Consider the following 24,317-nt stretch of genomic DNA (forward strand, 5'->3'; position numbering starts at 1 on the left):
GGCAAGCGGGCGCATGCTGGAACTGCTCAGGGCCAACGACATTGTCAGGCTGAGCTTCCTGCAGTCGATCCTGGCGGAGGCCGGAATCGAGACCGTGGTGCTGGACCAGCACATGAGCATCCTCGAAGGCAGCGCCGCGGCAATCCCGCGGCGGCTGATGGTCGCGGCGGAGGACGAGCGCGAGGCGCGTGCGCTGCTCGCGGCGGTCGAGCCAGGGGCGGCCGGCGGCGGGTGAGCCGGATCGAGGCGCTGCTGGGCGGAAAGGTGCTGATCGACCAGGGCGGGGCCGGCCTCCGCGCGACGATCGAGCCCGTGCTACTTGCCGCCTCCGTCGCAGCAGAGCCCGGGGAGGTGGTGCTGGAGGCGGGAGCCGGGGTCGGCACCGCCGCGCTCTGCCTGCTCGCACGCTGCCCCGACGTGCGGGTGGTCGGCGTCGAGCGCGAGGCGGACCAAGCTATGGCGGCGGAAGCGAATGCTGCGCGGAACGGCTGGGGCGCCCGATTCGTGGCGATCGCGGGCGATATCGCCGACAGGGCGACGGCGCGTGCGGCAGCGTCCCTCGGACCGTTCCAGCATGCCATGGCAAACCCGCCCTGGTTCGCGGCCGGCACGAGGCCGGAGGACGCAGCGAGGCGCGTCGCCAAGCATGCGCCGGACGAGGGCTCGGTCGCGCCCTGGGTTGCCTTCCTCGCACGACGGATTGCCCCGCGCGGCACGCTAACGCTCGTCCTGCCGCCTGCGCTCCTTCCCGAGGCGCTCACTGCCTTCGCCCGCTCGGGGCTCGGGGCGCCGCTCCTCTTTCCTCTCTGGCCGCGCCAGGGCGAAGCGGCCAAGCGGCTGATCCTCGCCGGGCGGAAGGGCGCGCGCGGGGGCTGCCGCATCCTCCCCGGCCTCGTCCTGCATTGGGAGGATGGCCGGTACACGGACGCGGCAGAGTCGGCGCTGCGGCACGGCGAGGCCGTCACGCTCGCGTGAACGGGGGGCGGAAGGCAGAAACATGGCGCGCGATGACACGGAGCCGCCATCGGGCCGGTCAAGACTCGCCGACATCGAAGCGGGCCGGACCTGAAAGGGCGGCCACGAACGGGAGCGGACGATGCCGGAGCGTCGCGTCACCATCACCCTGGCCGCCGGGCTGATCGGCCTCGGCCTCGGGCTGTTTCCGTCTGCCGCCGAGGCCGACCGCGGCGGCCGCCACCGCGGCTGGGGTGGCCACCACCATGGCCATCATCACTGGCATGGCGGGCATGGATGGCGGCACCGCGGCCCGCCGGTCGTCGTCGTGCCGCCGCCCATCTACCGGCCGCCGCCTGTGGTCGTCATTCCGGGTTACGCGGTGCCATACGGCTACGGGCATGGCGGGGGCTGGGGCTATGCGCCCTATGGCGAGGCGGAATTCAGGCTTCGCCTGCCCTTCCGCTGAGGCGCCCCTGCGTCGAGCCGCTCCGCAGGCGGAGGCGCCTCAGGTGTCGCGCGCCTCGGGATGGCGGAGGTGCCACAGCCGCTCATGCGCGGCGACCAGGCTTTCCATGTTCTTCCGCCGGTTCGTGTCGGGCGAGAGCGGCCGGCGCGTCAGCATCATCTCGAGGATGTGCAGAAGCTGCTCGCCGACCTCGAAATCCCCCTGATCGCACGCGTGATGGAACGCAATCAGGATCTTGTCCGAAAGCCGCCTGCTGTAGCGCGGAACCGCCTTGGACGATTCCCGTGCAGGCGGCTCGAGTTCGGTGTCATCAAAAGCCATCGCGCACCTCTCCGGCAACGAGCGCTTCCACGCCTCGCTCCCCCAACCGCCTTGTCCGTTGCCGTGGAGGATAGCGCGGAAGCGAGTCGCTGAAAAACCCCCGAACGCAGCATGGCACGCAGGCGCCATGCCGCAGCGCAGCATTTCCCGCCCGTGCCGCCGGGCTGCCTGCCCTCACCCGAGCGCGATCGCGCCGGTCGGCTGGCGGTCGGAGAAGGTCGCGTCCGCGAAGGCCTCCTCCCATGTGCCGCGTGTCGAGGCCTTGGAATACTCGGTGGCGCGGTTCTCGAAGAAGTTCGTGTGCTCGATCCCGTTCAGCATCTCGTCGAGCCACGGCAGCGGGTTCTTGGCGACGTGGTACATCGCCTCGAGGCCGAGCTGCACCAGGCGCCGGTCGGCGATGAACCGGATGTACTGCTTCACCGACGGCGCATCGAGCCCCTCCACGCCGCCGAGCTCGAAGGCGAGGTCGATGAACGCATCCTCGTGCTCGACGATCGTTGCGCAGATGAGATAGATCTCCCGGCGCAGCTCCTCCGTCCAGATCTCTGGGTTCTCCTGCACGAAGGTGCGGAACAGGCGGATGACGCTGAGGCAGTGCAGCGTCTCGTCCCGCACCGACCAGGAGACGATCTGGCCCATCCCCTTCATCTTGTTGAAGCGGGGGAAGTTCATGAGGATAGCGAAGGAGGCGAAGAGCTGCAGCCCCTCGGTGAACGCGCCGAAGGCGGCGAGCGTCTTGGCGATCTCGGGCCGGCTGTCGACCCGGAAGGTCTGCATGTAGTCGTACTTGTCCTTCATCTCCTTGTAGCGGAGGAAGGCCTGGTACTCGAGTTCCGGCATGCCGATCGTGTCGAGCAGGTGGCTGTAGGCGGCGATGTGCACCGTCTCGATGTTGCTGAACGCCGAGAGCATCATCAGCACTTCGGTGGGTTTGAACACCTGGCTGTAGTGCTTCATGTAGCAGTTGTTCACCTCGACATCCGCCTGGGTGAAGAACCGGAAGATCTGGCTGAGCAAATTTCGCTCGGCGGGGGTGAGGGTCTTGTGCCAGTCCTTCACGTCATCCGCGAGCGGCACCTCCTCGGGCAGCCAGTGGATTCGCTGCTGCGTCAGCCACGCATCGTAGGCCCAGGGGTAGCGGAACGGCTTGTAGACGGGGTTCTCGGTGAGCAGGTCGAACCGCACGGGCAGCTCGTCGGGAGCATGGGCCTCGTTGCGCCCGCCGCTCGTTCCCTTCGCGATCCCATCAGACATCGTCTTCCTCCATCCCGGCAGCAGAGGTGAAATGGGGGCCCGCACGGCCCCCGTCGTGTGATCGAGGCGCGCCGCCTGCGCTCACTGGCAGGCGAGGCATTCCTCGTAGTCCGTTCCTTCGCCCGGCTTCGCCGCGACCATCGGCAGCGGCGCGGCGGCATCGTTCGCCGGCGCCCGCACGGTGCCGATCGACATCTCCGCCTTCTCGCTCACCGTGTCGGCACGCTGGATGGAGAGCGAGCGGCAGTAGTAGAGGCTCTTCACGCCCCTCTTCCACGCCTGGAAATGGATCTGGTGCAGGTCGCGCTTGTGCACGTTGGCGGGCAGGAACACGTTCACGCTCTGGCTCTGGCAGATGAAGGGCGTGCGATCCGCCGCGTGCTCGATCACCCAGCGCTGGTCGAGCTCGTAGGCCGTTCGGAACACGGCCTTCTCGTGCTCGCTGAGGAAATCGAGATGCTGCACCGAGCCCTTGTTGACGGTGATCGAGGTCCAGGTGTCCTCGTCGTCGCGCCCCTTCTCGGCGAGCAGCTTCGCGAGGTCGCGGTTGCGCACGGCGAAGCTTCCCGAAAGCGTCTTCTGGACGAACACGTTTGCCGCGATCGGCTCGATGCCGGGCGAGGCGTTGCCAGCGATCACCGAGATCGAGGCCGTCGGCGCGATTGCGATCTTGTTTGAGAACCGCTCCATGATGCCGTAGTCGGCCGCGTCGGGGCAGGGCCCGCGCTCCTCGGCGAGCTTGCTCGAGGCGGCGTCGCACTGCGCCTTGATGTGGCGGAAGATGCGCTTGTTCCACACCTTCGCGATTACGCCCTCGAACGGCACCATCTTCTGCTGCAAGAAGGAGTGGAAGCCCATCACGCCGAGGCCCACGCTTCGTTCGCGCATCGCGGAGTAGCGCGCGCGCTCCATCCCCTCGGGGGCACGGTCGATGAAGTCCTGCAGCACGTTGTCCAGGAAGCGCATCACGTCCTCGATGAAGCGCGGCTCGTTCTCCCACGCATCCCAGGTCTCGAGGTTGAGCGAGGAGAGGCAGCACACCGCCGTGCGCTGCTGGCCGTACTTGTCGAGGCCGGTGGGCAGGGTGATCTCGCTGCAGAGATTGGAGGTCTTCACCTCGAGCCCGGCGAGCTTTTGGTGCTCGGGCCGGGCGTTGTTCACGTGGTCGGAGAAGACGAGGTAGGGCTCGCCCGTCTCGATCCGCGCGGTGAGGATGCGGATCCAGAGCGCGCGGGCCGAGACAGTGCGCACCACCGATCCGTCCTTCGGGCTCAGGAGCGCCCAGGGCTCGTCGGCCTCGACCGCGCGCATGAAGGCGTCGGACACGAGCACGCCGTGGTGCAGGTTCAGCGCCTTGCGGTTCGGATCCCCGCCCGTCGGCCGGCGGATCTCCACGAACTCCTCGATCTCGGGATGGGAGAGCGGCAGGTACACCGCCGCCGATCCGCGCCGGAGCGAGCCCTGGCTGATTGCGAGCGTGAGGCTGTCCATCACCCGGATGAAGGGGATGACGCCCGAGGTCTTGCCGTTCTGGCCGACCTTCTCGCCGATCGAACGCAGGTTGCCCCAGTAGCTGCCAATGCCGCCGCCCTTCGAGGCGAGCCAGACATTCTCGTTCCACAGCCCGAGGATTCCTTCGAGGCTGTCAGTGGCCTCGTTGAGGAAGCAGGAGATCGGCAGGCCACGCGTCGTGCCGCCATTCGAGAGCACCGGCGTGGCCGGCATGAACCAGAGGCGCGAGATGTAGTCGTAGAGCCGCTGGGCGTGCCCGGCATCGTCGGCGTAGTAGGAGGCGACGCGCGCGAACAGGTCCTGGTAGCTCTCGCCAGGCATCAGGTAGCGGTCATCAAGCGTTGCGCGGCCGAAATCGGTCAGCAGCCCGTCGCGCGACCGGTCGACACGCACGGGATGGCGGCCGGCAAGTTGCACGGTATCGAGGTTCACCACATCCAGCACGCCACCCTCCCGAAACGAACCGCCGACCCGACCGGCAGGCCAGAGCATGCAGAGCCTGACTCGCCACATCAAGATCTTGCGGCAAACGACCGCAGGGAACACGAAATGTGGTAGTTCTCCTGTCACCCGCCTGCCACAGCCCGCAGCAGAAGCCACGTTCAGTTCATGATATGTTCTCATTCCTCCACGCCGCGCGCCAGCCCGACCGCGGGGTTATCCCCATGATCCACGCAGTTCGCCGCAGGTCACGCGGGTTATCCCCGCTTTGAACGCGATTCGCCCGCCCTGGTCCGCCGAGGCGACGTCGCGATCAGACGATCTGGTTCCTGAGCACGCTTTCGCCGCGCTGCAGCCTGCCGAGATTGTCCATCAGCAGGTCGAGCACGTTGTCCTCGTAGCAACGGGTCTCGCCGCCGGTATGCGGCGTGATCAGCACGTTTGGCATCGACCAGAGCTTGCTGTCGGCCGGAAGGGGCTCGGGCTCCGTCACGTCGAGCGCGGCGCCGGCGATCTTCCCGGCCTCGAGCGCGGCGATCAGCGCCGGGGTATCGACCACCTTGCCGCGCGCGGCGTTGACGAGAATGGCCGACGGCTTCATCCGCCCGAGCGCATCGGCGCCGATCAACCCCGTCGTCTCCGGCGTCAGCGGGCAGGTGAGCGCGACGACATCCGCCTGCGGCAAGAGCGAGGCGAGCGCGTCGAGCCCGTGCACTTCGTCGGCCCCTTCCGCGCCGGCGGCAGGGTTGCCGCGGATGCCGACGACCTTCATGTCGAACGCCTTGGCGAGCCGCGCGAGCCGGCCGCCGATGCGGCCCAGGCCCACCACCAGCATCGTCTTGCCGCCGAGCTCGTCCTCGCGCTGCGCGAGGTCGCCGATCATGCCGCGCCAGAAGGGCTTGGCCTGGTTGTCGCGTGCCTCGGGGATGCGACGGAACATCGCGAGCACCAGCGCCATCGCATGGTCAGATACGGCGCGTGCATTGGCGCCCTGCGCAGAGGCAAGCCTGATGCCGTGCTCGCCGAGCACCTTCCTGTCGTACTGGTCAACGCCGGCGCTGATCGACTGGATGAAGCGAAGCCGCTTGGCGAGCGGCGCGAGGTCGTTCTTCCAGAGGCCGGAGACGACGAGCACATCGAGATCGGCGATGCGCGCGAGAAGCTCCTCGCGCGACTTCAGCGCGACGAAAGGCAGCCCCGTGTCGCGCAGCGGGAACCGTTCCTCGAAGCGGTAGGCGACGTGCGCGAAGCCGATCAGGGGCTTGTCGGGAAAGTCGCTCATCGCTTCGCCTCCAATCCGAACGGATCGTCCACCGAGTGGGCAGGCGTGGTGAACCAGGCCGCGCCCTTCTCCGTGATGTGGATGTGGTCCTCGAGCCGGATGCCGCACTCGCCATAGACAGCGAGCGTCGGCTCGATCGACCCGCACATGCCGACATCGAGCGGCAGCGCGTTGCCCTTCACGAAGTAGGGCTCCTCGTGCCCATCCATGCCCACGCCGTGGCCGACGCGGTGCGGCAGGCCGGGCGTCTTGTAGCCAGGCCCGAAGCCTGCGGCGACGATCACGCCGCGCGCGGCATCGTCGAGCGCGCCGCAGGGAACGCCGGGGCGCGCGGCGGCAAAGCCGGCGGCCTGGCTCTCCTTCACCGTGTTCCAGAGGAAGCGCTGGCGCTCCGTCGGCTCGCCGAACACGTAGGCGCGGGTGATGTCGGAGCGATAGTTGTGCAGCGAGGCGCCGCAATCGATCAGCACCATGTCGCCCTCGCGCAGCGTCTGCGCATAGGGCACGCCATGCGGGTAGGCGGAAGCATCGCCGAACAGGACGATGTTGAACGGGCAGCCGCCGTCGAAGCCGGCCTTGCGGTGCGCGGCATCGACGAAAGCCTGCACCGCCGTCGTCGCGATGCCCTCGTGCAAGATGCGCGCGGCGGCGGCGTGGATCTCGACCGTCGTCTTCATCGCCTGGGTGATCAGCGCGATCTCATGCTCGGTCTTGCGCTGGCGCAGGAAGGATGCGATCGGCGCAGAACGGCCGTAGCGGTAGTCGCCCCCGCCGCCCTCGCGGATGCCGTGCGCGATGAAGGCATGCGCGAGGTCATCGATCGCGATGCCGCCCGACGTGATCTGGAGCGATCGCAGCGTGTCGTAGAACAGGGCGAAGGGATCCTCGTCCTCCTCCCAGCCGCGAACCGGCGCGGGGATCGCCTGCATCGCGCGGATGCGCTCGGCCTCGAACTCTGGGCAGATGAAGGTGATCTCGCCGCGGCGCGGCAGGATCGCGCCGACCATGCGCTCGCTCTGCCCGTGGCGGAGGCCGGTGAAGTAGGCGAGGTTCGTCGTTCCGTCGAGCCACATCGCCTCGACGCCCTGCTCCTCCATCAGGGCCCGCGCAGCGGCGACGCGGCGGGCGATCTCGTCGGCGCCGATCGGCGGCACGGCATCGCGCATGCTGGTGATGGCGGCGAGTTCCGCCTCGGCGGTGCTGCCGCCGACGCCGATCGTCATGTCTCGGTATCCCCGGGCTATGGACCTGTCAGAGCGGGCGCAGGCTGCAACAGGAGCGCCCCGCGGTCCAGACCCCAACGGAGGCCCGCTTCAAACGGCCCGGGCGTGGCGGCCTTCGGTGATCTCGAGGCGGCCGTCGAACACCGCGGCGATCGAGCGCAGGAAGACGCGCCCGACAGGCGTGACGCGAAGCCGCCAGCCCTCCCGCACGAGCAGCCCATCGGCTGCCATCGCGTCGAGGCGCGCGAGCGAAGGCGCGAAGCGGGCGGGATGGACGCCATGCTCGCGGCAGACCGCGCCGATATCGAGCGACATCTCGCACATCAGCCGCTCGATCAGCGCGCCGCGCAGCCGGTCCTCCGCCGTCGGCGCGATGCCGCGCACGGCCGGAAGGCGGCCGGCGAAGACGGCGGCGCGCCAGTCCGGCACCGCGGCGGCGTTCTGCGCGAAGCCCTGCGGCAAGGCGCTGATCGCCGAGGCGCCGAGGCCGAGGAGCACCGGCGCGGAATCGTCCGTGTAGCCCTGGAAATTGCGCCTGAGCCGGCCTTCGCTCGCGGCCACGGCAAGCCTGTCACCGGGCCGCGCGAAATGGTCGAGGCCGATGACTGCATAGCCGGCGGCCGCGAACACGCTGCTTGCCGCCTGGAACTGCGCGAGGCGCGAGACGGCATCGGGAAGATCGCGCTCCTCGATCAGCCGCTGGTGGCGCTTCATCCACGGCACATGCGCGTAGCCGAAGAGCGCGATCCTGTCGGGTGCGAGCGAGAGCGCCTCGCGTGCCGTGCGCGCCACCGAGAGCTCGTCCTGATGCGGCAGTCCGTACATCAGGTCGAGATTGAGCGCCTCGATCCCCGCGCCGCGAAGCCGGGCGACCGCGTCGGCCACCATGGCGAAGGGCTGGATCCGGTTCACCGCCTCCTGCACACGCGCATCGAAATCCTGCACGCCGAGCGAGGCGCGCGTCACGCCGGTCTCGGCGAGCGCTGCGACCAGCTTCGGCGTCATCGTGCGCGGGTCGAGCTCCACGGCGATCTCTGCGTCCTCGGCGACATCGAACAGCGCGCGGATCGCTGCATCGACACGGCGCCAAGCATCGGGGCCGAGGATCGAGGGCGTGCCGCCGCCCCAGTGGACATGCGCAAGCCGCATCCTCCCCGGCAGCCGCGCGGCAAGCAGCCCCGCCTCGCTGATCAGGTCGCGCGCATAGGCCTCGACGGGCGCGGCCGTGTTGGCAACGACGGTGTGGCAGCCGCAGTACCAGCACATGCGCCGGCAGAACGGCACGTGCAGATAGAGCGACACTGGAACGGACGGGTCGAGCTCGGCGAGCCAGCCATCGACCGTTGCGGCATCGATATCGGAATGGAAGGCCACCGCCGTCGGGTAGCTCGTGTAGCGCGGGATCCGTCCGTCCCAGCGCGCGATCAGCTCGGTCCAGGGAACGGTCGCGTCCATGCGCGCAAGGATGCGGCGCGGCGGAGGCGCCGTCCTTGCGCCAGATCAAGCAGCGACATCAAGCCGCAGGCACGACCACCCCGTCCGCCGCCGCCTCGGCCCGGAAGCTCGCAGCGATGTGCCGCGCCAGCGCATCGGCGAGCGGCTGGCGCGCCGACGGCGAGACGGCGAGCGCGATCGAGAATCCCGGCAGCGCCGGCAGCCCCTCGGCGGCACCGAGAACGCGCAGCCCCGGCGGCAGCGTGCAGGGCGTGTTGACGGAGATCGCGAGGCCGGCGAGCACCGCGGCGTGCTGGCCCGTCTGGCTGTTCGAGAGATAGGCCACGCGATAACGCCGACCGGCATCGTCGAGCGCGCGCTCTGCGCTGCGCCGCCAGGTGCAGGCGCCATGGCCGAGCGCGAGCGGCAGCGGGTCGCGCTTGTACACATCGGGGTGGTCGCGCGAGCCGACCCAGAGAAGCGGCCCCTGCCACACGACCTCCGAGCGCGGCGGCGCGCAGCCGACCGAGACGAGCGAGAGGTCGAGCTCTCCCGCCTCGAGCATCTCTGCGAGGTTCTCCGACGGCTCGCACACCACCAGCACCTCGACGTCAGGGTGGGTGGAGGCGAAGCGCGCCATGATGTCGGGCAGGTAGCGCGTGGCGTAGTCGTCCGGCGCGCCGATGCGCACGGTTCCGGTCAGCCGCGGCGCGCGGAAGGCGGCGACGATCTCGTCCGTCATGCCGACAACGCCGCGGGCGCGCGCGAGCAGGAACTGCCCATGCTCGGTGAGCTCCGTGCGGCGCCCGGCCTTGCGGAAGAGCGGCTTGCCGAGCAGCTCCTCGAGCCTGCGCATCTGCATCGAGATGGCGGACTGGGTTCGCCCGACAACGGCGGCGGCATGGGTGAAACTGCGGCCCTCCGCGATCAGCACGAAGCTTCGCAGAAGGTCGGTGTCGAGCCCGGTTGGCACGCTCGGGCTTGCTGTCGCGATGGTCGGAACCGTCAGGTGCGAGTCGCTCATGGCCCCCTCCGTTACCGATAATGTTTCATGATCGCCCAAATCACATCAATGCATTTCTCTGATGGAGTTGGACCGCGCAAAGTGCATGGCACGGCGGCATGGGGCCGCCGCGCCCGACCCCGAAAGGAACCCGGACGATGTCCGCCCTCGACGCAGCCCGCTCTCCCGCAAACGCCGGCCTCGCAGGCGCCGCCCTGCCCGCATCGGCCTCGCTGTGGACGGTCGTGCGACGCATGTGGGTCGCGGTGACGACGCGAAACCAGCTCGCCGAGCTCGACGATCGCATGCTGCACGATCTCGGCCTGTCGCGGGCAGACGTCGTGCGCGAGGTCGCCCGCGCGCCGTGGGATACCGCGCCGGTCCGCCGCGGCGACCGGGAACTCTAGGCCGAGAAGCGACGCGCGCTGCCTACGAAGGTGGCGCGCGTCCGCACCTCCTTCAGGTCCTTCGTGTCGATCGCGAAGGGGTCACGGTCGAGTACCGCGACATCGGCGAGGCGGCCGACCGTCAGCGACCCCTTTTCCGCCTCCTCGCGGCCCGACCAGGCCCCGAGCGTCGTGTAGGCGGCAAGCGCCTCGGCGACGGTGATGGCCTCCTCGCGGCCGAGGTCGGCGCCCGTGTCGGTCTCCCGGTTCACCATGGCGTGAATCGCCGTCCACGGGTTCATCGAGCAGACGGCGAAATCGCTGTGGCCGGGCGCGGGGATGCCCTGGTCGATCAGCGTCCGGTGCGGCCACATGTGGCGCATCGCCTCCTGGCCACGGTTGGCGATGTAGGCATCACCGAGTTCCCACATGAAGCCGGTGGCGGAGCTGTCGACCACGCCGAGGCGCCGGATGCGCTCGCGGACCGCGGGCGTGACGTAGCAGCAATGCTCGACGCGCATCCTGTGATCCTCGACCGGATGGGCGGCGAGCGCTGCCTCGATCGCATCGAGGGCGAAATCGATGCCCCTGTCCCCCACCCCTTCGATCATGACGAGAAGCCCGGCCTTGTGCGCGGCGGTGGCGCGCGCGGCGAGGTCATCGGCCTCGTAGAGAAGCATCCCCGTGTTCGGCACGGGCTCGCCGGGCACCGGGCGGCCGACATAGGGCTCCCAGTAGGCGGCGGTGCGGCCGGAGGTCGAGCAGTCGGGGCACCATTCCACGCCGATCACGCGGAGCCGTTCGTCGCCGAAGCCCGTACGTATGCCGGCGGCGATGAAGGCTTCCACCAGGCCCTGCTCGCGTCCCGACACGATGATGCCGGTGCGCACGTGCAGCCGATCCTCGCGCGCCATCGCCTGGTAGCCACGGATCGCCTTCGAGGGTGTGAGGCTGTTGTAGACGCTGGTGATGCCGTGGCGAAGGCATGCCTCGTGCACCAGCATCATCCCCCGCGCGATGTCGGCCTCCGTGTCCTGGCCGTGCACCGCGTTGAGGAAGATGTGCGCCGCGGTTTCGCGGACGAGCCCTGTGAAGGCGCCCGTATCGGGGTGGCGGTCGAACCGGCCGAAGGCCGGGTCCTCGGCATCCGGCCCGACGCCGCAGGCGGCGAAGGCGGCGGAGTTGGCGAGGCCAAGATGCCCATCGGTCCGGAGGATGAAGAGCGGCCGTCCGCCTGAGGCGTTGTCGAGCTCCGCAAGCGTCGGGTAGCCGCCGGACTTGTTCTCGTTCAGCCGGTAGCCCGCGAACCAGCGCCCTTTCGGCAGGGCGGCGCAGTCCTTCGCGATGATGGAGAGGAGCTCGTCGCGCGAGCGCACCACGGAGGGCTCGAGCAGCCGCCAGGCGGCGACGCGGATTGCGTAGGCATCGGGGTGGGCGTGGCTGTCGACGATGCCGGGAATTGCCGTCGCGCCCTCGAGATCCTCGAGCGCCGTGCCCGGACCCGCCAGTGCCCTCATCTCGGCTGTACTGCCGCGCGCGACGATCCGCCCGCCCAGGACGGCCAGCGCCTCGACCTGGGGCAGGGCGGGGTCGAGCGTCATGATCCGTCCGTTCAGGAGAACGGCGTCGGGGCGAAGGGACATGCTGTCGGGCTCCATGCACCGGATGGGGTGCGGAGCGTCGCGCGCACGGGGCTGAATGTGAAGGGGGCGGCGGCCCCCCTCGGCCTGCCGCCCCCCGGAGCGGTGGCCTGCCCCCCGACGAGCCGCCCGCCCCAACCGCCGCCTGTCCCCACGCCGGCGGTAAACCGATAAAATGAGACAAATCTCAATGTAATGGACAACGCAGGGGAAGATTTACCCGCCTAACGGGCATCGAGCAAGGGGAATTTCACATCTGTTAACGATATTCTCGTGTTTTTGGACGTTTCATTTGCGGTAGCGCTACCTGAGCGTGTAATTGGCGGGGCGGGCCTGCGCGAGCGCCCATCGCGCTCCCGCCCCCTCGCGCCGCGTCACCGCTCCGGTATGATCGTGCCCGAAACGGGGCACCAAGCCCCTCGCGAGGGAGACAGGGACGATGACCGACGAGCCGCAGAGCTTCCACCAGGACTGCATCGCGCTGGCCAACGAGCTGCACCGCCGCGGGCGGGTCGACAGGCGCACGCTGATCAAGGGCATGGCCGCGCTCGGCGTCGTGCCCGTGGCCGCCGGCGGGGCACGCGCGCAGGGCACCCGCGAGATCACGATGGTTAACTGGGGCGGCATCGCCAACCAGGGCTTCGGCCGCTTCTATGGCGAGCCCTTCATGGCCGAGAACCAGGGCGTGCGCGTGGTGCAGGACAGTTCCGGGCCCTCGCTTGGCCGCATCCGCAGCCAGGTGGAGGCCGGCCGGGTGGCCTGGGATCTCTGCGACAGCTCCTCCTCGTCCTCGATCCAGCTCGGCGCGCTGAACCTCGTCAACAAGGTGGACTACTCGATCGTGCCGAAGGACACGGTGATCGACCCGTCCTTCACCCTCGAATTCGGCGCGGCGCCCTACTCGTTCTCCTCGGTTCTCGTCTACGACAAGACCAAGTTCCCCGAGCCGCCGAAGAACTGGGCCGATTTCTGGGATCTCCGCAAGTTCCCAGGCACGCGGCTTCTGCGACGCGATGCGCTGGCGAGCCTCGATGCCGCGATGATGTCGCTCGGCCGCACCAAGGAGAACCTCTACCCGCTCGACGTGCGCGCCGCTCTCGCCCGCGTGCGCGAGATCCGGCGCAACCTGATCTTCTGGACCTCGGGGTCGGAAAGCGAGCAGGCGATGCGGTCGGGCGAGGCGGTGATGGGCATGATCTGGCACACCCGCGCCAAGGTGCTGCACGAGGAGACGCAGGGCCGCATAACGTGGGACTGGAACCAGGGCGTGCTGCAGCAGGGCATCTTCGTCATCCCCCGCGGCAACCCCGCCGGAGAACTCGCCCAGCGCCTGCTCGGCTCGATGCTGTCCAAGCCCGACCCGCAGGTCGGCCTGCTCCAGTTCCTCGGCAACGGGCCGACGCACAAGGAGGCGGCGGCGAAGGTTCCGGAGAATTTCCGCATCTTCAACCCGACCGATCCGGCCAATGCCGCCAAGCAGGTGGTGATCGGCGCGGATTGGTGGGGCCAGAACTACATCGCCACCAACGCCGAGTACCTCGACGCCATCACGGGCTGACCGGCCAGGCGGCCCTCGGGCAGGAGGGTCGCCTCATCCGCGCGAGGCGAGCCAGTCGAACGCCGCGAGCGCGTGCGCCTTGGTGATGTGCAGGAATTCCGCGACCGTCACGTTCTCGTCCGCACGCCCCATCGAGACGGGCGAAGGCCCGTAGAGATAGGCCGGCACGCCGGCGTAGCGCCAATACCGGCTGTCGGAGCCGCCAAGGCTCGAGCACGGCACGGGACGCGGCGCGCCGAGATCCTTCTCCACCACGTCCGCGAGGATGCGCACCATGGGGTCGTCGGGCGGTGCGAGCGAGGGCGGGTAGGAGTGGTTCTCGTGCACCTCCCACGAGGCCCCCGGGAAGGCCGAGAGGATGCGCGCAACGTTCGCCGCCACGGCCTCGCGCGTCAGACCCCACGGGTAGCGGATGTCGCATTCGAGCTCGCAGAGATCGGGAAGTTGGTTCACCTTCCTGCCCCCGCGGATCACCCCGGCATTGAACGTCATCTGCCGCACCCAGGTGCTCGCACCCTGGCCGAGGCCGGCATCGTGAGCAGCGACCGCGGCCGGGTCCCCAAGCGCCTTGGCCACCGCCTCGGGCAGAGGCGGAGCGAAGCCATGCAACGAATCGAGCGCACGCACGATCTCGGCTGCGATCTTGATCGCGCTCGGGGAGAGATGCGGATAGCCGCCATGGCCACCCGGCGTGCGCACCGTGACGGTGAAGCGCAGCGTGCCCTTCTCCATGAAGCGGATGTTGTTGATGCCCGAGGGCTCGCCGTTCAGCAGAACGTCGCCGCGGATCGCATCGCCCATCGTCTCGAACAGCCACTTCGTTCCCCAGCGCCCGCCCGTCTGCTCGTCGCTCACAGCCGTCAGCGTGACGCGGCCGGGAAGCGCGTCGCGCAGGCGATGCAGGGCGGCGAAGGCGAAGCTGCTCGCCATCGTACCCGCCTTCATGTCCGCAGCGCCGCGGCCGTAGAGCCGGCCGTCGCGCAGCTCGCCCGACCATCCGTGCTCGTCGTTCGGCGGAAAGACGTCGATATGCCCGTTGAACACGAGGTGCCCGCCCGGACGGGCGCCGTCGAATGCCGCGACCAGGTTCGGCAGGTCGGGCCGCGCGGCATGGGTTTCGGCCGGGCAGCCCGCCGCCTCGAGGAAACCGCCGAGCATCGCGGCGGCCGGCCGCGTGTCTCCCGGCGGGTTGGCGGAGGGGCTGCGCAGGAAGCGCTGAAGCAGCGCGACCTGCTCGCTCTCGGTTTCCTTCAGGTACGAAACGAGCGCGCGGCGTGCCGCGGCGAGATCGGCAGTTCCGTGCATTTATCCGGCCTTCCCCGTCTTGAACCGCGGGAAGGTTAGGCCGATGCTGCCGCCCCGTCACGCCAACCGGGACCATGCGCCATGACGATCATCGCCCCGCGACCGCCGCAGCCGAACCACGCACCCTCGGAGCGTGACCTGCGCGAGGACCTCGCCGCAGCCTATCGGCTGATCGCCCGCTTCGGCATGGACGACCTGATCTACACCCATCTCTCCGCACGGCTTCCCGGAGCGGGCGAGCCGCGCTTCCTGATCAACCCCTACGGCATGATGTTCTCCGAGATCACGGCGAGCTCCCTTGTTGTCGTCGATGTCGAGGGCAATGCGGTGGGCGAGCAGATCTGGCCGGTGAACCCGGCAGGCTTCGTGATCCATTCCGCGATCCACATGGGCCGCGAGGACGCCCATTGCGTGATGCACACGCACACGCTCGCCGGCATGGCGGTGGCAGCGACGGAGGATGGCATCCTGCCGCTGAACCAGATGAGCATGGAGTTCTACGGCCGCGTTGCCGTGCACGAGTACGAGGGCATCGCGGCGGACGACAATCTCAGCGAGCGCGGCCGCCTGGTGCGCGACCTCGGCTCGCTGAACTGCGCGCTTCTGCGGAACCACGGGCTTCTCACCGTCGGCGCCACCGTCGCCGAGGCGTTCTACTACATGTACTACCTCGAGCAGGCCTGCCGCATCCAGCTCGCCGCAACCTCGATGGGCCGCACGCTGTCGATCCCCCCCGTGGACGTGATCGAGCGGGCGCGCGACCAGTTCAGCGGCGGAACCTCGAAGGGCTGGCGCCCGTGGGCCGCACTTCGGCGGATGCTCGACCGCGAGGACCCGAGCTATCGTGACTGACGCCTCCCGCTGATGGCAGCGCTGTCGCACGCGCTGACGGTCGACCGCGTCAGCAAGCATTACGGCCCCGTGCGCGCGGTGGACGACGTGTCGCTCACCATCGGGCGGGGCGATTTCGTCACGCTTCTCGGCCCCTCCGGCTCCGGCAAAACCACGCTGCTGATGGCGATCGCGGGCTTCGTCGCGCCGACCTCCGGGCAGATCCTGCTCGACGACACGCCGATCACCCCGCTTCCACCCGAGAAGCGCAATTTCGGCATGGTGTTCCAGGGCTACGCGCTGTTCCCGCACATGACGGTCGCGCAGAATGTCGGCTTCCCGTTGCGCGTGCGGAAGGTCGGCCGCGCGGAGGCAGACCGACGCGTCGCCGACGCGCTCGCGCTCGTGCAACTCGACCATCTGGCTGATCGGCTGCCGAAGCAGCTTTCGGGCGGGCAGCAGCAGCGCGTCGCGCTCGCCCGCGCGCTCGTGTTCCAGCCCGCCCTCCTGCTGCTCGACGAGCCGCTCTCGGCGCTCGACAAGAAGCTCCGCGCCGAGCTTCAGGTCGAGCTGAAGGACCTGCACCGGCGCGTCGGCCTCACCTTCATCTACGTTACGCACGACCAGGAGGAGGCGCTGTCGATGTCCGACAGCATTGCCATCCTCCGCGACGGAAGGCTCGTTCAGGAGGGCCCGCCTGGCGCGCTCTACGAACGGCCCGCCACACGGTTCGTCGCGGACTTCCTCGGCAAGTCGAACTTCATCGAGGGCGTGGTCGAGGAGGTACGGGCCGACGGCTTCTCCTACGCGGCGGCCGGGCAGCGTTTCGTGCAGCATGGCGGCGCGGAGGGCCTCGCGAAGGGCGCGCCGGTGCTCGTCGCCATACGCCCCGAGAAGATCGAGGTGCGCGAGGCCGCGCCCGCCGAGCCTGAGATGAACGGCCTGAGCGGGACGATCGCCGCGTGGTCGTATTTCGGCTCTGCCTTCGCGCTTCTGGTCGACACGCCGCTCGGGCGGGTCCAGGCAGCGATTCCGGCCTGGCGCTGCCCGGTCGAGCCCTCCGAGGGGCGCGCCGTGCATCTCGCCTGGACGGCGGACGCCTCGGTTCGCGTGGTCGCCGACTGATGGCGGTCGCGGCACCGCCATCGCGCGTCCTCGGCGCCTCGCTTCCGTGGTGGCTGCTGATCGCGCCGGCGCTGATCCTGATGCTCGCCTTCTACGCCTTCCCGCTCGCGGAAGTGCTGTGGATCAGCTTCACCGAGCCTGAGCCGGGCCTCTCCAACTACGAGCGGCTGATCACAAGCGAGGCGGTGCAACGCGTATGGATCACCACCCTCCGCATCTGCATCATCACCACCGTCATCACGCTTCTCGCGGGCTATGTCGTCGCCTATGCGCTCTCCTCTGCGCCGCCGCGCGTGCAGCGCTGGATGTTCCTGTTCATTCTGCTGCCGCTCTGGATCAGCGTTCTCGTGCGCGCGTTCGCGTGGGTGACGATTCTGCGCCGCCAGGGGCTCATCAACGAGGCGCTGATCGGCGCCGGGCTGATCGACGAGCCGCTGAGGCTCATCTGGAACGAGTTCGGCATCGCGGTGGGCATGGTGCACTACATGATCCCCTACGCCGTGCTGCCCCTCTACGCCTCGATGCGCGACATCGACCCGCGTCTGGTGCCGGCCGCACGGGGCCTCGGCGCCTCTCGCTTCGAGGCGTTCCGGAGCGTTTTCCTGCCGCTCACGCGCCCCGGCATAATCGCGGCATCCGTGCTCGTGTTCATCTTCTCGCTCGGCTTCTACGTCACGCCCGCCATCCTCGGCGGCGGGCGGACGCTGATGATCGCCGAGTACATCAAGCTGCAGATCCTCGACCTGATCCGCTGGGGCCTCGGCACGATGATGGCGAGCACACTGCTCATCGCCATTGTCCTGCTTCTCTGGGCGCTTTCGCGCATCGTCGACATCCGCCGCGTGTTCGGCTCGGGCTGAGCGCGATGGACCGTTCCGCACAGGCAGGCCCGGTCGCCAACGTCCTCGCGTGGTCGGTGCTGCTGTTCCTGCTTCTGCCGATCACCGTCATCTTCCCGATCAGCCTCACCGACCAGCGCTTCCTCTCGCTTCCCTACGAGGCCCTGTCGCTGCAGCACTACGTGGCGTTCTTCACCTCAGAGCGCTGGCTCTCCTCCACCTGGCAGAGCCTGGTCATCGCCCTGGCCTCCACCATCCTCGCGGTATCGACCGGCACGCTCTGCGCCATCGGCTGCTGGAAGCTCTCGACGCGCGCGACGGAAATCGTGCGCGTGCTGATGCTGCTGCCGATCATCGTTCCCTCGATCGTCTACGCGCTCGGCATCTACCGGCTCTGGATCAGGCTCGACCTGCTCGACACCTACACGGGCGTCATCCTCGTGCACGGCGTCACCGGCATCCCCTACGTCGTGATCACCGTCACGACGGCACTCGCGAATTTCGACCCGCGGCTCGAGCAGGCAGCCCGCGGCATGGGGGCGAGCCTGCGCCAGACGCTCGCCTGGGTGATCCTGCCGCGCATTATGCCCGGCATCGTGTCGGGCGCGATCTTCGCCTTCATCCACTCGTGGGACGAGGCGGTACTGATCCTCTTCATCGCATCGCGCGCGCTGTTCACCCTGCCGCGCCGCATGTGGGACGGCATCAACGAGAATCTCGATCCGGTCATGGCGGTCGCCGCCTGCGTGATGATCCTCGCCTCGGTGCTCATGCTCGCGGTCGATCTCTGGGCGAGAAGGAAACGCAGCGAATGAGCGACGACCCCATGCGGGCAGACCACGCCCCGCTCTCCGAGGCGCAGGCGACGGCGGTCGACTGGGTTGCCGACCATGCCGCCTCGCTCTCGGCGGACCACATGCACATCTGGCGCCTGGCCGAACCCTCCTGGCGCGAGTACCGCTCCGCCGCGTGGTTCGTCGAGCGGCTGCGCGCGGAGGGCTTCACGGTCGAGGTCGGCAGCGCAGGCATGCCGACGGCCTTCGCCGCGCGCTGGACCGCGCCCGGAAGCCCCGGAGGCGCGCCCGTGCTCGCCAACATCGCCGAGTACGATGCCGTTCCGGGAACGAGCCAGGAGCCGGTGCCGCGCCGCGTGCCGCGCAAGGGAACCCACATCCATGCGGCCGGCCACACCGACCCGCATTCGGCGCTCGGCATCGGCGCGCTCGCGGGCACGCTCGCTGCCAAGGCGGCGATGGAGAAGCACGGGCTCAAGGGCACGCTCGTGCTGATGGGCGAGCCTGCTGAGAAGATGTGCGGCTCGAAGCCCATCCACGCCGCGCACGGCTACTACGACGACTTCTCCGCCGCCATCTCCTGGCACCCGACGTCGTTCCTGACGCTCGCCAATTCCTGCCTTTGGGACACGCACTGCGCGACGTACTGGAGCCGCATCTATACCTTCGAGTGCCTCGAGCCGGAGACATGGTCCTCCGCCATTGCGCGGACGGGCGTGCATTCCTCGCACTCCGTCAGCCGCGCCCCGGGCGCGATCGATGCCGTGTGCCTGATGTACACGACGGCGAAGTACATGAAGGAGAACATGCTGCCCCACCAGGGCGCGTGGAGCCTGAACGAGGCGATCCTGCAGGCGGGCCAGGCGACCGCGGACAACATCCCCCCGGCGCTGTCCGTCATCCAGTACGCGCTGCGCGCGCCGACGATCGACATGCAGGAACGCGTCTGGACGGTGCTCGACCGGAACGCGGACCATGTCGCGGCGATGACGCATTGCACGGTGAAGAAGGCGTGGGTGACGAAGACGCGTCCTGGCCTCGCCAACCATGCGATGGCGGAGACGACGTTCCGCAACTTCGCGCGCGTCGGCCCTCCCTCCTACGGCACCGAGGCGATCGCCTTCGCGAACGACATCCGGGCGGCGTGCGGGGCGGGCCCCGTGGCCGATCCCTTCCCCTCAGAGATCACCCGCCTCTGCACCCCGCGAGAGGCCGAGGCCGCGCTGCGCGCGCACCTGCCGCCCTGGCAGAAGAACTACACCTCCGACGACTACACCGACTGGACCTGGCACTGCCCCACCGCGCGCCTCTATGTCGGCCGCGCGCAGCTTCGCGTCGACGAGCCGGGGCGGAACTGGCCGGAATGGACACGCTACGCCATGGGCGGCATGCCAGCCTGCATGGACCCGATGTGGCTCAAGGCGGCAGAGGTGACGGGCGCGACCTTCGTCGAGCTGCTCGAGAAGCCAGCCGCGCTCGAGGCCGCCCGCGCCGAGTTCGCCGAGCGCACCGGCGGCGGCATCGGCGGCTCGAAATGGCTCGGGCCGTTGCTTCCAAAGAACTATCCGGCGCCGATCCGCTTCCGCTGGCCGGAATACGCCACCACCGCGCGCGGCGAAGAGTATGTCGTGCCCGATCCCTCTCTCGCAGGCTGAGGTTTGCCATGAGCGCGATGACCGAAGGCGAATATCGCTACAACATGCTGATCAAGACCTTCGCCTCCGCGCCCTCGCCGGCGTTCGAGACGAAGGCGCAGCAGGAGACCGTGTGGGGCCGCCGATGGGGCTGCACCAATGATGTCGGCCGGCTGCGCATGGTGCTGATGCACCGGCCGGGAGACGAGCTCTCCATCGTCGACCCGTCGAAACGCATCGAGGAACTCGGCGCCTATGGCGACCCGGAGACGGGCTGGTACTGGCGCGGCCGCGAGATCCCCGACATCGCCACGCAGCAGGCGCAGCATGACGGGCTGGTCACCGCGCTGCGGGAGGAAGGCGTCGAGGTCGTGTTCCTCGACCGCTGCGCAAAGGGACGAATGAAGTCGGTCTACACCCGGGACCAGGTGATCGCCGTCGATGGCGGGGCGATCGTCTGCCGCATGGGCGCGCCGATCCGCCGCGGCGAGGAAGCGCCGGCGACCGAAACGCTCGGCCGCCTTGGCATGCCGATCCTGCGCACGATCCACGGCACGGGCATCATGGAGGGCGGGTCATTCGCCTTCATCACGCCGAAGGTCGCGGTGATCGGTCTCTCCTCGCGGGTGAACGAAGAGGGTACACGCCAGGTCGAGGAGGTGCTGAACGTGCTCGGCGTGAAGCTGCTGCGCGTGCAGCTCACCGGCTACAGGCTGCACATCGACGGTGCCTTCGTGATGATCGACACCGACACCGCGATCATCAACCCGGTGCAGCTTCCCTTCTGGTTTCTCGAGGAGCTGAAGGCGATGCGCATCCGCACGATCGAGATCCACCCAGACGACCCGGTGTGGACGATCAACTGCCTCGCAGTGGCGCCAGGGCGCGTGCTGATGGCCAATGCGGTGAGCCCGCGCACGGCAGACGCACTGGACCAGGCCGGCATCAGCGTGCGCATCGTGCCCTACAGCGCGGTGTACCAGGGCGGCGGCGGCATCCACTGCTCCACGGCCCCGCTCATCCGCGACCCGATCTAGTCTCATTCATCCAGAAAGAGGGAAGGAAACAGCATGACCCAGCATGACCCGGCGCTGCTCGCCGCACTGCAGAAGATCGATACGCCGACGATCTGCAACGCGCTCGAGGAGCTCGTCTCGCCGCGCCAGCTCATCCGCTTCACGACGAAGCCGTTCGTAACGAACGACAGCGACGACGCGATCTTCGTCGGCTACGCGCGCACGGCGATGATCCGCGCCGAAGCCCCGCCCTCGATGTCGCCGGCCGAACGCAAGGCGCTGAGGCTCCGCTACTACGAGCACGTCGCGACCGCCAAGCCGGGCCCCAACGTCTCGGTGATCCAGGACATCGACAGCACGCCGGGCACGGGCGCCTTCTGGGGCGAGGTGCAGACCACCGTGCACAAGGGCCTCGGCGTCGCAGGCTGCATCACCAACGGCTCGATCCGCGACCTCTCGATGATGGCGCGGCCCTTCCCGATGATCGCGGGCATGCTGAACCCGAGCCATGCCTTCGTGCATGTCGTCGCCGTCGGCGTCACGGTGTCGATCCATGGCATGACGGTGCATGACGGCGAGCTCGTCCATGCCGACCGTCACGGCGCCTGCGTCATCCCTCATGACGTGGCCGCGCGCATCCCCGAGGTGAACGACCTTCTGTCCCGCCGCGAGGCGGTCATCCTCACCGCTGCCCGGAAGCCCGATTTCAGCATCGACGTGCTGCGCGAGGCGCTGTCGAAGGCAGAGGAGATCCACTGAAACGAAACGGGCCGGGCGCTTCGGCACCCGGCCCGCGGATGGCTTCGATGCGAGGCCGGGCGGCACACACCGCCCGGCCTTTCCGCGTTCAGTACGGGCCCGACCCCTTCGTCGCGCCCTGCGCCTTGCCCTTTGCGGCGGCGACCGCTGCCTTGGCCGCGTTCACCAGCAGCGCGGTGTCAGCGAGGACAGTGGCGAACTGGAAGCCCATCTCGAACATCCGGCGCGCGCCCTCGGGGCTCGACGTGTGGGTGCCCGGAACGATGCCGTGCTTCTTTGCCGTCTCGCAGATCTTCCTCATCGTCGCGAGCGTCTTCTCGCTCGTCGGGTCGCCGACCGGGCCCTCGCCGAGGGCGAGGCCGAGATCGGCCGGGCCGACATAGATCGCATCGAGACCGGGCGTGGACATGATCGCATCGAGGTTGTCGAGCGCGGGTGCGGTCTCGATCATCGCGAAGGTCACGACCGTGTCGTTCGCGCCCTTCCAGTAGTCGGCGCCGGCGTACCAGTTGGCGCGCGTCGGGCCGAAGCTTCGGTAGCCCTTCGGCGGATAGCGGCAGGACTGCACGAAACGCTCGCACTCCTCGCGGTCGTTGATCATCGGGCAGATGATGCCGTAGGCGCCGCTGTCGAGCATCTTCATGATGATGCCTGGCTCGTTCCAGGGCACGCGCGCGAGCGGAACGATGTCGGAGGTGCTGATCGCCTGCAGGATGGGCACCGCGCTCTCGTAGTGCACGAGCCCGTGCTGGAGATCGACCGTCAGGCTGTCCCAGCCGCCCTGGACCATCGCCTCGGCCGCCACGCCAGAGGGGATGCCGCACCAGCCGTTGACGACATGGCCACCCGATTTCCAGATCTCACGAAGCTTGTTGGCGCGCACTATCGGTCCTCCCGCGTTGGTCGATGGCAGGGGCCGCTGCCCCGCCTGCCGCATCTGAGCCCATCGCGCGCCGCGGGCCAAGCCGGGCCCAGCACATGCCTGGGTGGCCCAATCACGAAATTCGCTCCAGAGGTTGCGCCGGCCGATACAGCACCATTACAGTCCCTCGCCAAGAACGTATCGGGGACGTGTTGCGTCGCAGCATGACACCCACGAAACCCTGCAGGGGACAGAAGGAAGGGAGAACGGGATGATTCGATCCAAGCTGACGCGCCGTGGCGCGCTAAAGGCCGGCATTGGCGGCGTCGCCGCAACGGCGCTCGCCGCACCCGCGGTGCATGGCCAGCCGCGCACGACGCTCCGCTGCGGCTTCTGGGACCACTGGGTTCCCGCGGGCAACGGCGCGCTGCGTGAGCTCTGCGCCGAATGGGGCCAGCGCGAGCGTGTCGACGTGCAGGTCGACTTCATCACCTCCGTCGGCAACCAGCTTCAGCTCACCATCGCTGCCGAAGCGCAGAGCAAGTCGGGCCACGATATCCTGTCGTTCCCGACCTGGTTCCCGGCCGCTTATGCCGACCAGCTCGTACCGGTTGACGACGTCATGGGAAGGCTGGCCGGGAAGTACGGCGCGGTGACGCCGGCGGCGGAGTATCTCGCCAAGCGCGACGGCAAGTGGACGGCGATCCCCGCCGTCTCCGGCACGCAGATGAAGCCCTGCCTCGGCCGTATCGACCTGCTGAAGCAGCATGCGGGCCTCGACGTGCAGGCGATGTGGCCGGCCGAGGACAAGGCAGGCCCCGGTGCTGACGCCTGGACCTGGGACGCGTTCCTTGCGGCCGCCGAGAAGTGCCATGCCGCGGGCGTTCCGTTCGGCCTGCCGATGGGGACGTTCAGCGACGCGGTTGACTGGCTCGGCGCGCTGTTCACCAGCTTCGGCGCCTCGATGCTCGATGCCGATGGCAAGGCGACGGTCCGGAACAACCCGAAGCTCCGCGCCGCCGTCGACTACATGGTGAAGCTCTCGAAGGTCCTGCCCGACGATGTGTGGGCCTGGGACGATGCCAGCAACAACCGGGCGATCGGCAGCGGCCGTTCGGCCCTGATCTTCAATCCGCCGTCTGCCTATGCCGTCGCGCGGCGCGACAAGATGGAAAACTTCGACCAGATGTGGACCTTCCCGATGCCATCGGGCCCGGAAGGCCGGTTCACGCCGTACCTGCCGTATTTCTGGGGCATCTGGGACTTCAGCCGCAACATCGGCCCGGCCAAGGGACTGCTCGAGTTCCTGTCGCAGCGCGAATCCGCCGAGAAGCAGACGACGATCAGCGCGGGATACGACATTCCGCCCTTCGTCAGCATGAACGACTTCGCGGTGTGGAAGAACGAGGGGCCGCCCCCGGGCGTTGTGTTCAACTACCCGATCAAGGCGCACCACAACGCCAAGACCTCCGTGGCCTTCGCACCGGCCCCGCCGGAGATCGCGGTGCAGGCCTACACGCAGGGGCTGAACACCGGCCTGATCGCTCGTATCGCTCAGGGCGGCATGTCAGTTGACGATGCGCTCGGCTGGGCAGAACGCGAGCTGCGCAACTTCGCGCGCGGTTGACGATCGGATGGTCGGCGCCGGTCTGGCACGCCAGGCCGGCGCCCT

23 protein-coding genes are annotated in these 24,317 nt (G+C 68.7%); 13 read left to right on the plus strand and 10 right to left on the minus strand.

Annotated features, from left to right (window positions below):
- Positions 1-13: 13 nt before the first annotated feature.
- The 3 genes from FIF60_RS01295 (at position 14) to FIF60_RS01305 (ending at position 1,423) form a co-directional block, all read left to right on the plus strand.
- On the plus strand, positions 14-235 hold the full coding sequence (locus tag FIF60_RS01295; RefSeq protein ID WP_144182975.1) for a putative signal transducing protein: 222 nt from the start codon (positions 14-16) through the stop codon (positions 233-235).
- Positions 232-975 carry a tRNA1(Val) (adenine(37)-N6)-methyltransferase gene (locus tag FIF60_RS01300; protein WP_144182977.1) on the plus strand — a complete coding sequence of 248 codons (744 nt, stop codon included), beginning with the start codon at positions 232-234 and terminating at the stop codon, positions 973-975. The genes FIF60_RS01295 and FIF60_RS01300 overlap by 4 nt, the downstream gene beginning before the upstream one ends.
- Before the next feature lie 121 nt (positions 976-1,096).
- On the plus strand, positions 1,097-1,423 hold the full coding sequence (locus FIF60_RS01305; protein ID WP_144182979.1) for a hypothetical protein: 327 nt from the start codon (positions 1,097-1,099) through the stop codon (positions 1,421-1,423).
- 39 nt (positions 1,424-1,462) lie between these two features.
- Here FIF60_RS01305 and FIF60_RS01310 read toward each other — a convergent pair whose 3' ends face one another.
- The 7 genes from FIF60_RS01310 to FIF60_RS01340 form a co-directional block, all read right to left on the minus strand.
- Complete coding sequence (locus FIF60_RS01310; RefSeq protein WP_144182981.1) at positions 1,463-1,744, minus strand: hypothetical protein; 282 nt, start codon at positions 1,742-1,744, stop codon at positions 1,463-1,465.
- Positions 1,745-1,918: 174 nt separating this feature from the next.
- Entirely contained in the window at positions 1,919-3,001 is a 1,083-nt protein-coding gene (locus FIF60_RS01315) for a ribonucleotide-diphosphate reductase subunit beta (RefSeq protein ID WP_239451439.1), read from the minus strand.
- A gap of 81 nt (positions 3,002-3,082) precedes the next feature.
- Positions 3,083-4,957 carry a ribonucleoside-diphosphate reductase subunit alpha gene (locus FIF60_RS01320; RefSeq protein WP_144182983.1) on the minus strand — a complete coding sequence of 625 codons (1,875 nt, stop codon included), beginning with the start codon at positions 4,955-4,957 and terminating at the stop codon, positions 3,083-3,085.
- A gap of 310 nt (positions 4,958-5,267) precedes the next feature.
- Positions 5,268-6,236: a D-2-hydroxyacid dehydrogenase gene (locus FIF60_RS01325; RefSeq protein WP_144182985.1), complete on the minus strand. Its 969-nt coding sequence runs from the start codon at positions 6,234-6,236 to the stop codon at positions 5,268-5,270.
- The gene (locus FIF60_RS01330; RefSeq protein ID WP_144182987.1) at positions 6,233-7,459 is read right to left on the minus strand and encodes a M24 family metallopeptidase; all 1,227 of its coding nucleotides are present in this window, start codon (positions 7,457-7,459) and stop codon (positions 6,233-6,235) included. The genes FIF60_RS01325 and FIF60_RS01330 overlap by 4 nt, the downstream gene beginning before the upstream one ends.
- Positions 7,460-7,549: 90 nt before the next feature.
- Positions 7,550-8,914 carry an oxygen-independent coproporphyrinogen III oxidase gene (hemN, locus tag FIF60_RS01335; RefSeq protein ID WP_144182989.1) on the minus strand — a complete coding sequence of 455 codons (1,365 nt, stop codon included), beginning with the start codon at positions 8,912-8,914 and terminating at the stop codon, positions 7,550-7,552.
- Between the two features lie 58 nt (positions 8,915-8,972).
- Complete coding sequence (locus FIF60_RS01340) at positions 8,973-9,917, minus strand: LysR substrate-binding domain-containing protein (protein ID WP_144182990.1); 945 nt, start codon at positions 9,915-9,917, stop codon at positions 8,973-8,975.
- A 137-nt stretch (positions 9,918-10,054) separates the two neighbouring features.
- Between FIF60_RS01340 and FIF60_RS01345 the strand changes: the two genes are divergently transcribed.
- A complete protein-coding gene (locus FIF60_RS01345) occupies positions 10,055-10,303 on the plus strand; it encodes a DUF1127 domain-containing protein (RefSeq protein ID WP_158639015.1) in 249 nt (82 codons plus the stop codon).
- On the opposite strand, the gene FIF60_RS01350 is transcribed toward FIF60_RS01345, so the two are convergent.
- Complete coding sequence (locus tag FIF60_RS01350; protein WP_144182994.1) at positions 10,300-11,925, minus strand: amidohydrolase; 1,626 nt, start codon at positions 11,923-11,925, stop codon at positions 10,300-10,302. The two genes, FIF60_RS01345 and FIF60_RS01350, sit on opposite strands and share 4 nt — an antisense overlap.
- Positions 11,926-12,361: 436 nt before the next feature.
- Between FIF60_RS01350 and FIF60_RS01355 the strand changes: the two genes are divergently transcribed.
- Positions 12,362-13,480 (plus strand): extracellular solute-binding protein, encoded by a 1,119-nt coding sequence (locus FIF60_RS01355; protein WP_144182996.1) that lies wholly within the window; start codon positions 12,362-12,364, stop codon positions 13,478-13,480.
- A 33-nt stretch (positions 13,481-13,513) separates the two neighbouring features.
- Here FIF60_RS01355 and FIF60_RS01360 read toward each other — a convergent pair whose 3' ends face one another.
- The gene (locus tag FIF60_RS01360; RefSeq protein ID WP_144182998.1) at positions 13,514-14,785 is read right to left on the minus strand and encodes a M20/M25/M40 family metallo-hydrolase; all 1,272 of its coding nucleotides are present in this window, start codon (positions 14,783-14,785) and stop codon (positions 13,514-13,516) included.
- Positions 14,786-14,866: 81 nt separating this feature from the next.
- On the opposite strand from FIF60_RS01360, the gene FIF60_RS01365 reads away from it, so the two are divergent.
- Genes FIF60_RS01365 through FIF60_RS01395 form a run of 7 tightly spaced genes read left to right on the plus strand, consistent with a single transcriptional unit; the run spans position 14,867 to position 21,783 of the window.
- Positions 14,867-15,637: a class II aldolase/adducin family protein gene (locus FIF60_RS01365; protein WP_144183000.1), complete on the plus strand. Its 771-nt coding sequence runs from the start codon at positions 14,867-14,869 to the stop codon at positions 15,635-15,637.
- Between the two features lie 12 nt (positions 15,638-15,649).
- Positions 15,650-16,741: an ABC transporter ATP-binding protein gene (locus FIF60_RS01370; protein ID WP_144183002.1), complete on the plus strand. Its 1,092-nt coding sequence runs from the start codon at positions 15,650-15,652 to the stop codon at positions 16,739-16,741.
- The gene (locus FIF60_RS01375; RefSeq protein ID WP_144183004.1) at positions 16,741-17,601 is read left to right on the plus strand and encodes an ABC transporter permease; all 861 of its coding nucleotides are present in this window, start codon (positions 16,741-16,743) and stop codon (positions 17,599-17,601) included. The genes FIF60_RS01370 and FIF60_RS01375 overlap by 1 nt, the downstream gene beginning before the upstream one ends.
- Positions 17,602-17,606: 5 nt before the next feature.
- Positions 17,607-18,395, plus strand: a complete 789-nt coding sequence (locus FIF60_RS01380; protein ID WP_144183006.1) for an ABC transporter permease — start codon at positions 17,607-17,609, stop codon at positions 18,393-18,395.
- Entirely contained in the window at positions 18,392-20,029 is a 1,638-nt protein-coding gene (locus FIF60_RS01385; protein WP_239451440.1) for a zinc-binding metallopeptidase family protein, read from the plus strand. The genes FIF60_RS01380 and FIF60_RS01385 overlap by 4 nt, the downstream gene beginning before the upstream one ends.
- 8 nt (positions 20,030-20,037) lie before the next feature.
- Entirely contained in the window at positions 20,038-21,045 is a 1,008-nt protein-coding gene (locus tag FIF60_RS01390; RefSeq protein WP_144183008.1) for a dimethylarginine dimethylaminohydrolase family protein, read from the plus strand.
- Positions 21,046-21,078: 33 nt separating this feature from the next.
- A complete protein-coding gene (locus FIF60_RS01395; RefSeq protein ID WP_144183010.1) occupies positions 21,079-21,783 on the plus strand; it encodes an RraA family protein in 705 nt (234 codons plus the stop codon).
- An 88-nt stretch (positions 21,784-21,871) separates the two neighbouring features.
- Here the strand turns inward: FIF60_RS01395 and FIF60_RS01400 are convergent, their stop codons facing one another.
- On the minus strand, positions 21,872-22,666 hold the full coding sequence (locus FIF60_RS01400; RefSeq protein ID WP_239451441.1) for an HpcH/HpaI aldolase family protein: 795 nt from the start codon (positions 22,664-22,666) through the stop codon (positions 21,872-21,874).
- Positions 22,667-22,916: 250 nt separating this feature from the next.
- On the opposite strand from FIF60_RS01400, the gene FIF60_RS01405 reads away from it, so the two are divergent.
- Entirely contained in the window at positions 22,917-24,272 is a 1,356-nt protein-coding gene (locus FIF60_RS01405) for an ABC transporter substrate-binding protein (protein WP_144183014.1), read from the plus strand.
- Positions 24,273-24,317: the final 45 nt, after the last annotated feature.

Origin of the sequence: Elioraea rosea, assembly GCF_007644105.1 — a bacterium.
In the GTDB taxonomy this organism is placed as follows: domain Bacteria; phylum Pseudomonadota; class Alphaproteobacteria; order Acetobacterales; family Acetobacteraceae; genus Elioraea_A; species Elioraea_A rosea.

What these genes read in the sequence shown, in the direction of transcription:
- FIF60_RS01295 (WP_144182975.1), top strand. Translation starts at nt 14, where the DNA reads ATGCTGGAACTGCTCAGGGCCAACGACATTGTCAGGCTGAGCTTCCTG.
- FIF60_RS01305 (WP_144182979.1), top strand. Translation starts at nt 1,097, where the DNA reads ATGCCGGAGCGTCGCGTCACCATCACCCTGGCCGCCGGGCTGATCGGC.
- FIF60_RS01310 (WP_144182981.1), bottom strand. Translation starts at nt 1,744, where the DNA reads ATGGCTTTTGATGACACCGAACTCGAGCCGCCTGCACGGGAATCGTCC.
- FIF60_RS01315 (WP_239451439.1), bottom strand. Translation starts at nt 3,001, where the DNA reads ATGTCTGATGGGATCGCGAAGGGAACGAGCGGCGGGCGCAACGAGGCC.
- FIF60_RS01325 (WP_144182985.1), bottom strand. Translation starts at nt 6,236, where the DNA reads ATGAGCGACTTTCCCGACAAGCCCCTGATCGGCTTCGCGCACGTCGCC.
- FIF60_RS01330 (WP_144182987.1), bottom strand. Translation starts at nt 7,459, where the DNA reads ATGACGATCGGCGTCGGCGGCAGCACCGCCGAGGCGGAACTCGCCGCC.
- hemN (WP_144182989.1), bottom strand. Translation starts at nt 8,914, where the DNA reads ATGGACGCGACCGTTCCCTGGACCGAGCTGATCGCGCGCTGGGACGGA.
- FIF60_RS01340 (WP_144182990.1), bottom strand. Translation starts at nt 9,917, where the DNA reads ATGAGCGACTCGCACCTGACGGTTCCGACCATCGCGACAGCAAGCCCG.
- FIF60_RS01345 (WP_158639015.1), top strand. Translation starts at nt 10,055, where the DNA reads ATGTCCGCCCTCGACGCAGCCCGCTCTCCCGCAAACGCCGGCCTCGCA.
- FIF60_RS01350 (WP_144182994.1), bottom strand. Translation starts at nt 11,925, where the DNA reads ATGTCCCTTCGCCCCGACGCCGTTCTCCTGAACGGACGGATCATGACG.
- FIF60_RS01355 (WP_144182996.1), top strand. Translation starts at nt 12,362, where the DNA reads ATGACCGACGAGCCGCAGAGCTTCCACCAGGACTGCATCGCGCTGGCC.
- FIF60_RS01360 (WP_144182998.1), bottom strand. Translation starts at nt 14,785, where the DNA reads ATGCACGGAACTGCCGATCTCGCCGCGGCACGCCGCGCGCTCGTTTCG.
- FIF60_RS01365 (WP_144183000.1), top strand. Translation starts at nt 14,867, where the DNA reads ATGACGATCATCGCCCCGCGACCGCCGCAGCCGAACCACGCACCCTCG.
- FIF60_RS01370 (WP_144183002.1), top strand. Translation starts at nt 15,650, where the DNA reads ATGGCAGCGCTGTCGCACGCGCTGACGGTCGACCGCGTCAGCAAGCAT.
- FIF60_RS01375 (WP_144183004.1), top strand. Translation starts at nt 16,741, where the DNA reads ATGGCGGTCGCGGCACCGCCATCGCGCGTCCTCGGCGCCTCGCTTCCG.
- FIF60_RS01380 (WP_144183006.1), top strand. Translation starts at nt 17,607, where the DNA reads ATGGACCGTTCCGCACAGGCAGGCCCGGTCGCCAACGTCCTCGCGTGG.
- FIF60_RS01385 (WP_239451440.1), top strand. Translation starts at nt 18,392, where the DNA reads ATGAGCGACGACCCCATGCGGGCAGACCACGCCCCGCTCTCCGAGGCG.
- FIF60_RS01390 (WP_144183008.1), top strand. Translation starts at nt 20,038, where the DNA reads ATGAGCGCGATGACCGAAGGCGAATATCGCTACAACATGCTGATCAAG.
- FIF60_RS01395 (WP_144183010.1), top strand. Translation starts at nt 21,079, where the DNA reads ATGACCCAGCATGACCCGGCGCTGCTCGCCGCACTGCAGAAGATCGAT.
- FIF60_RS01405 (WP_144183014.1), top strand. Translation starts at nt 22,917, where the DNA reads ATGATTCGATCCAAGCTGACGCGCCGTGGCGCGCTAAAGGCCGGCATT.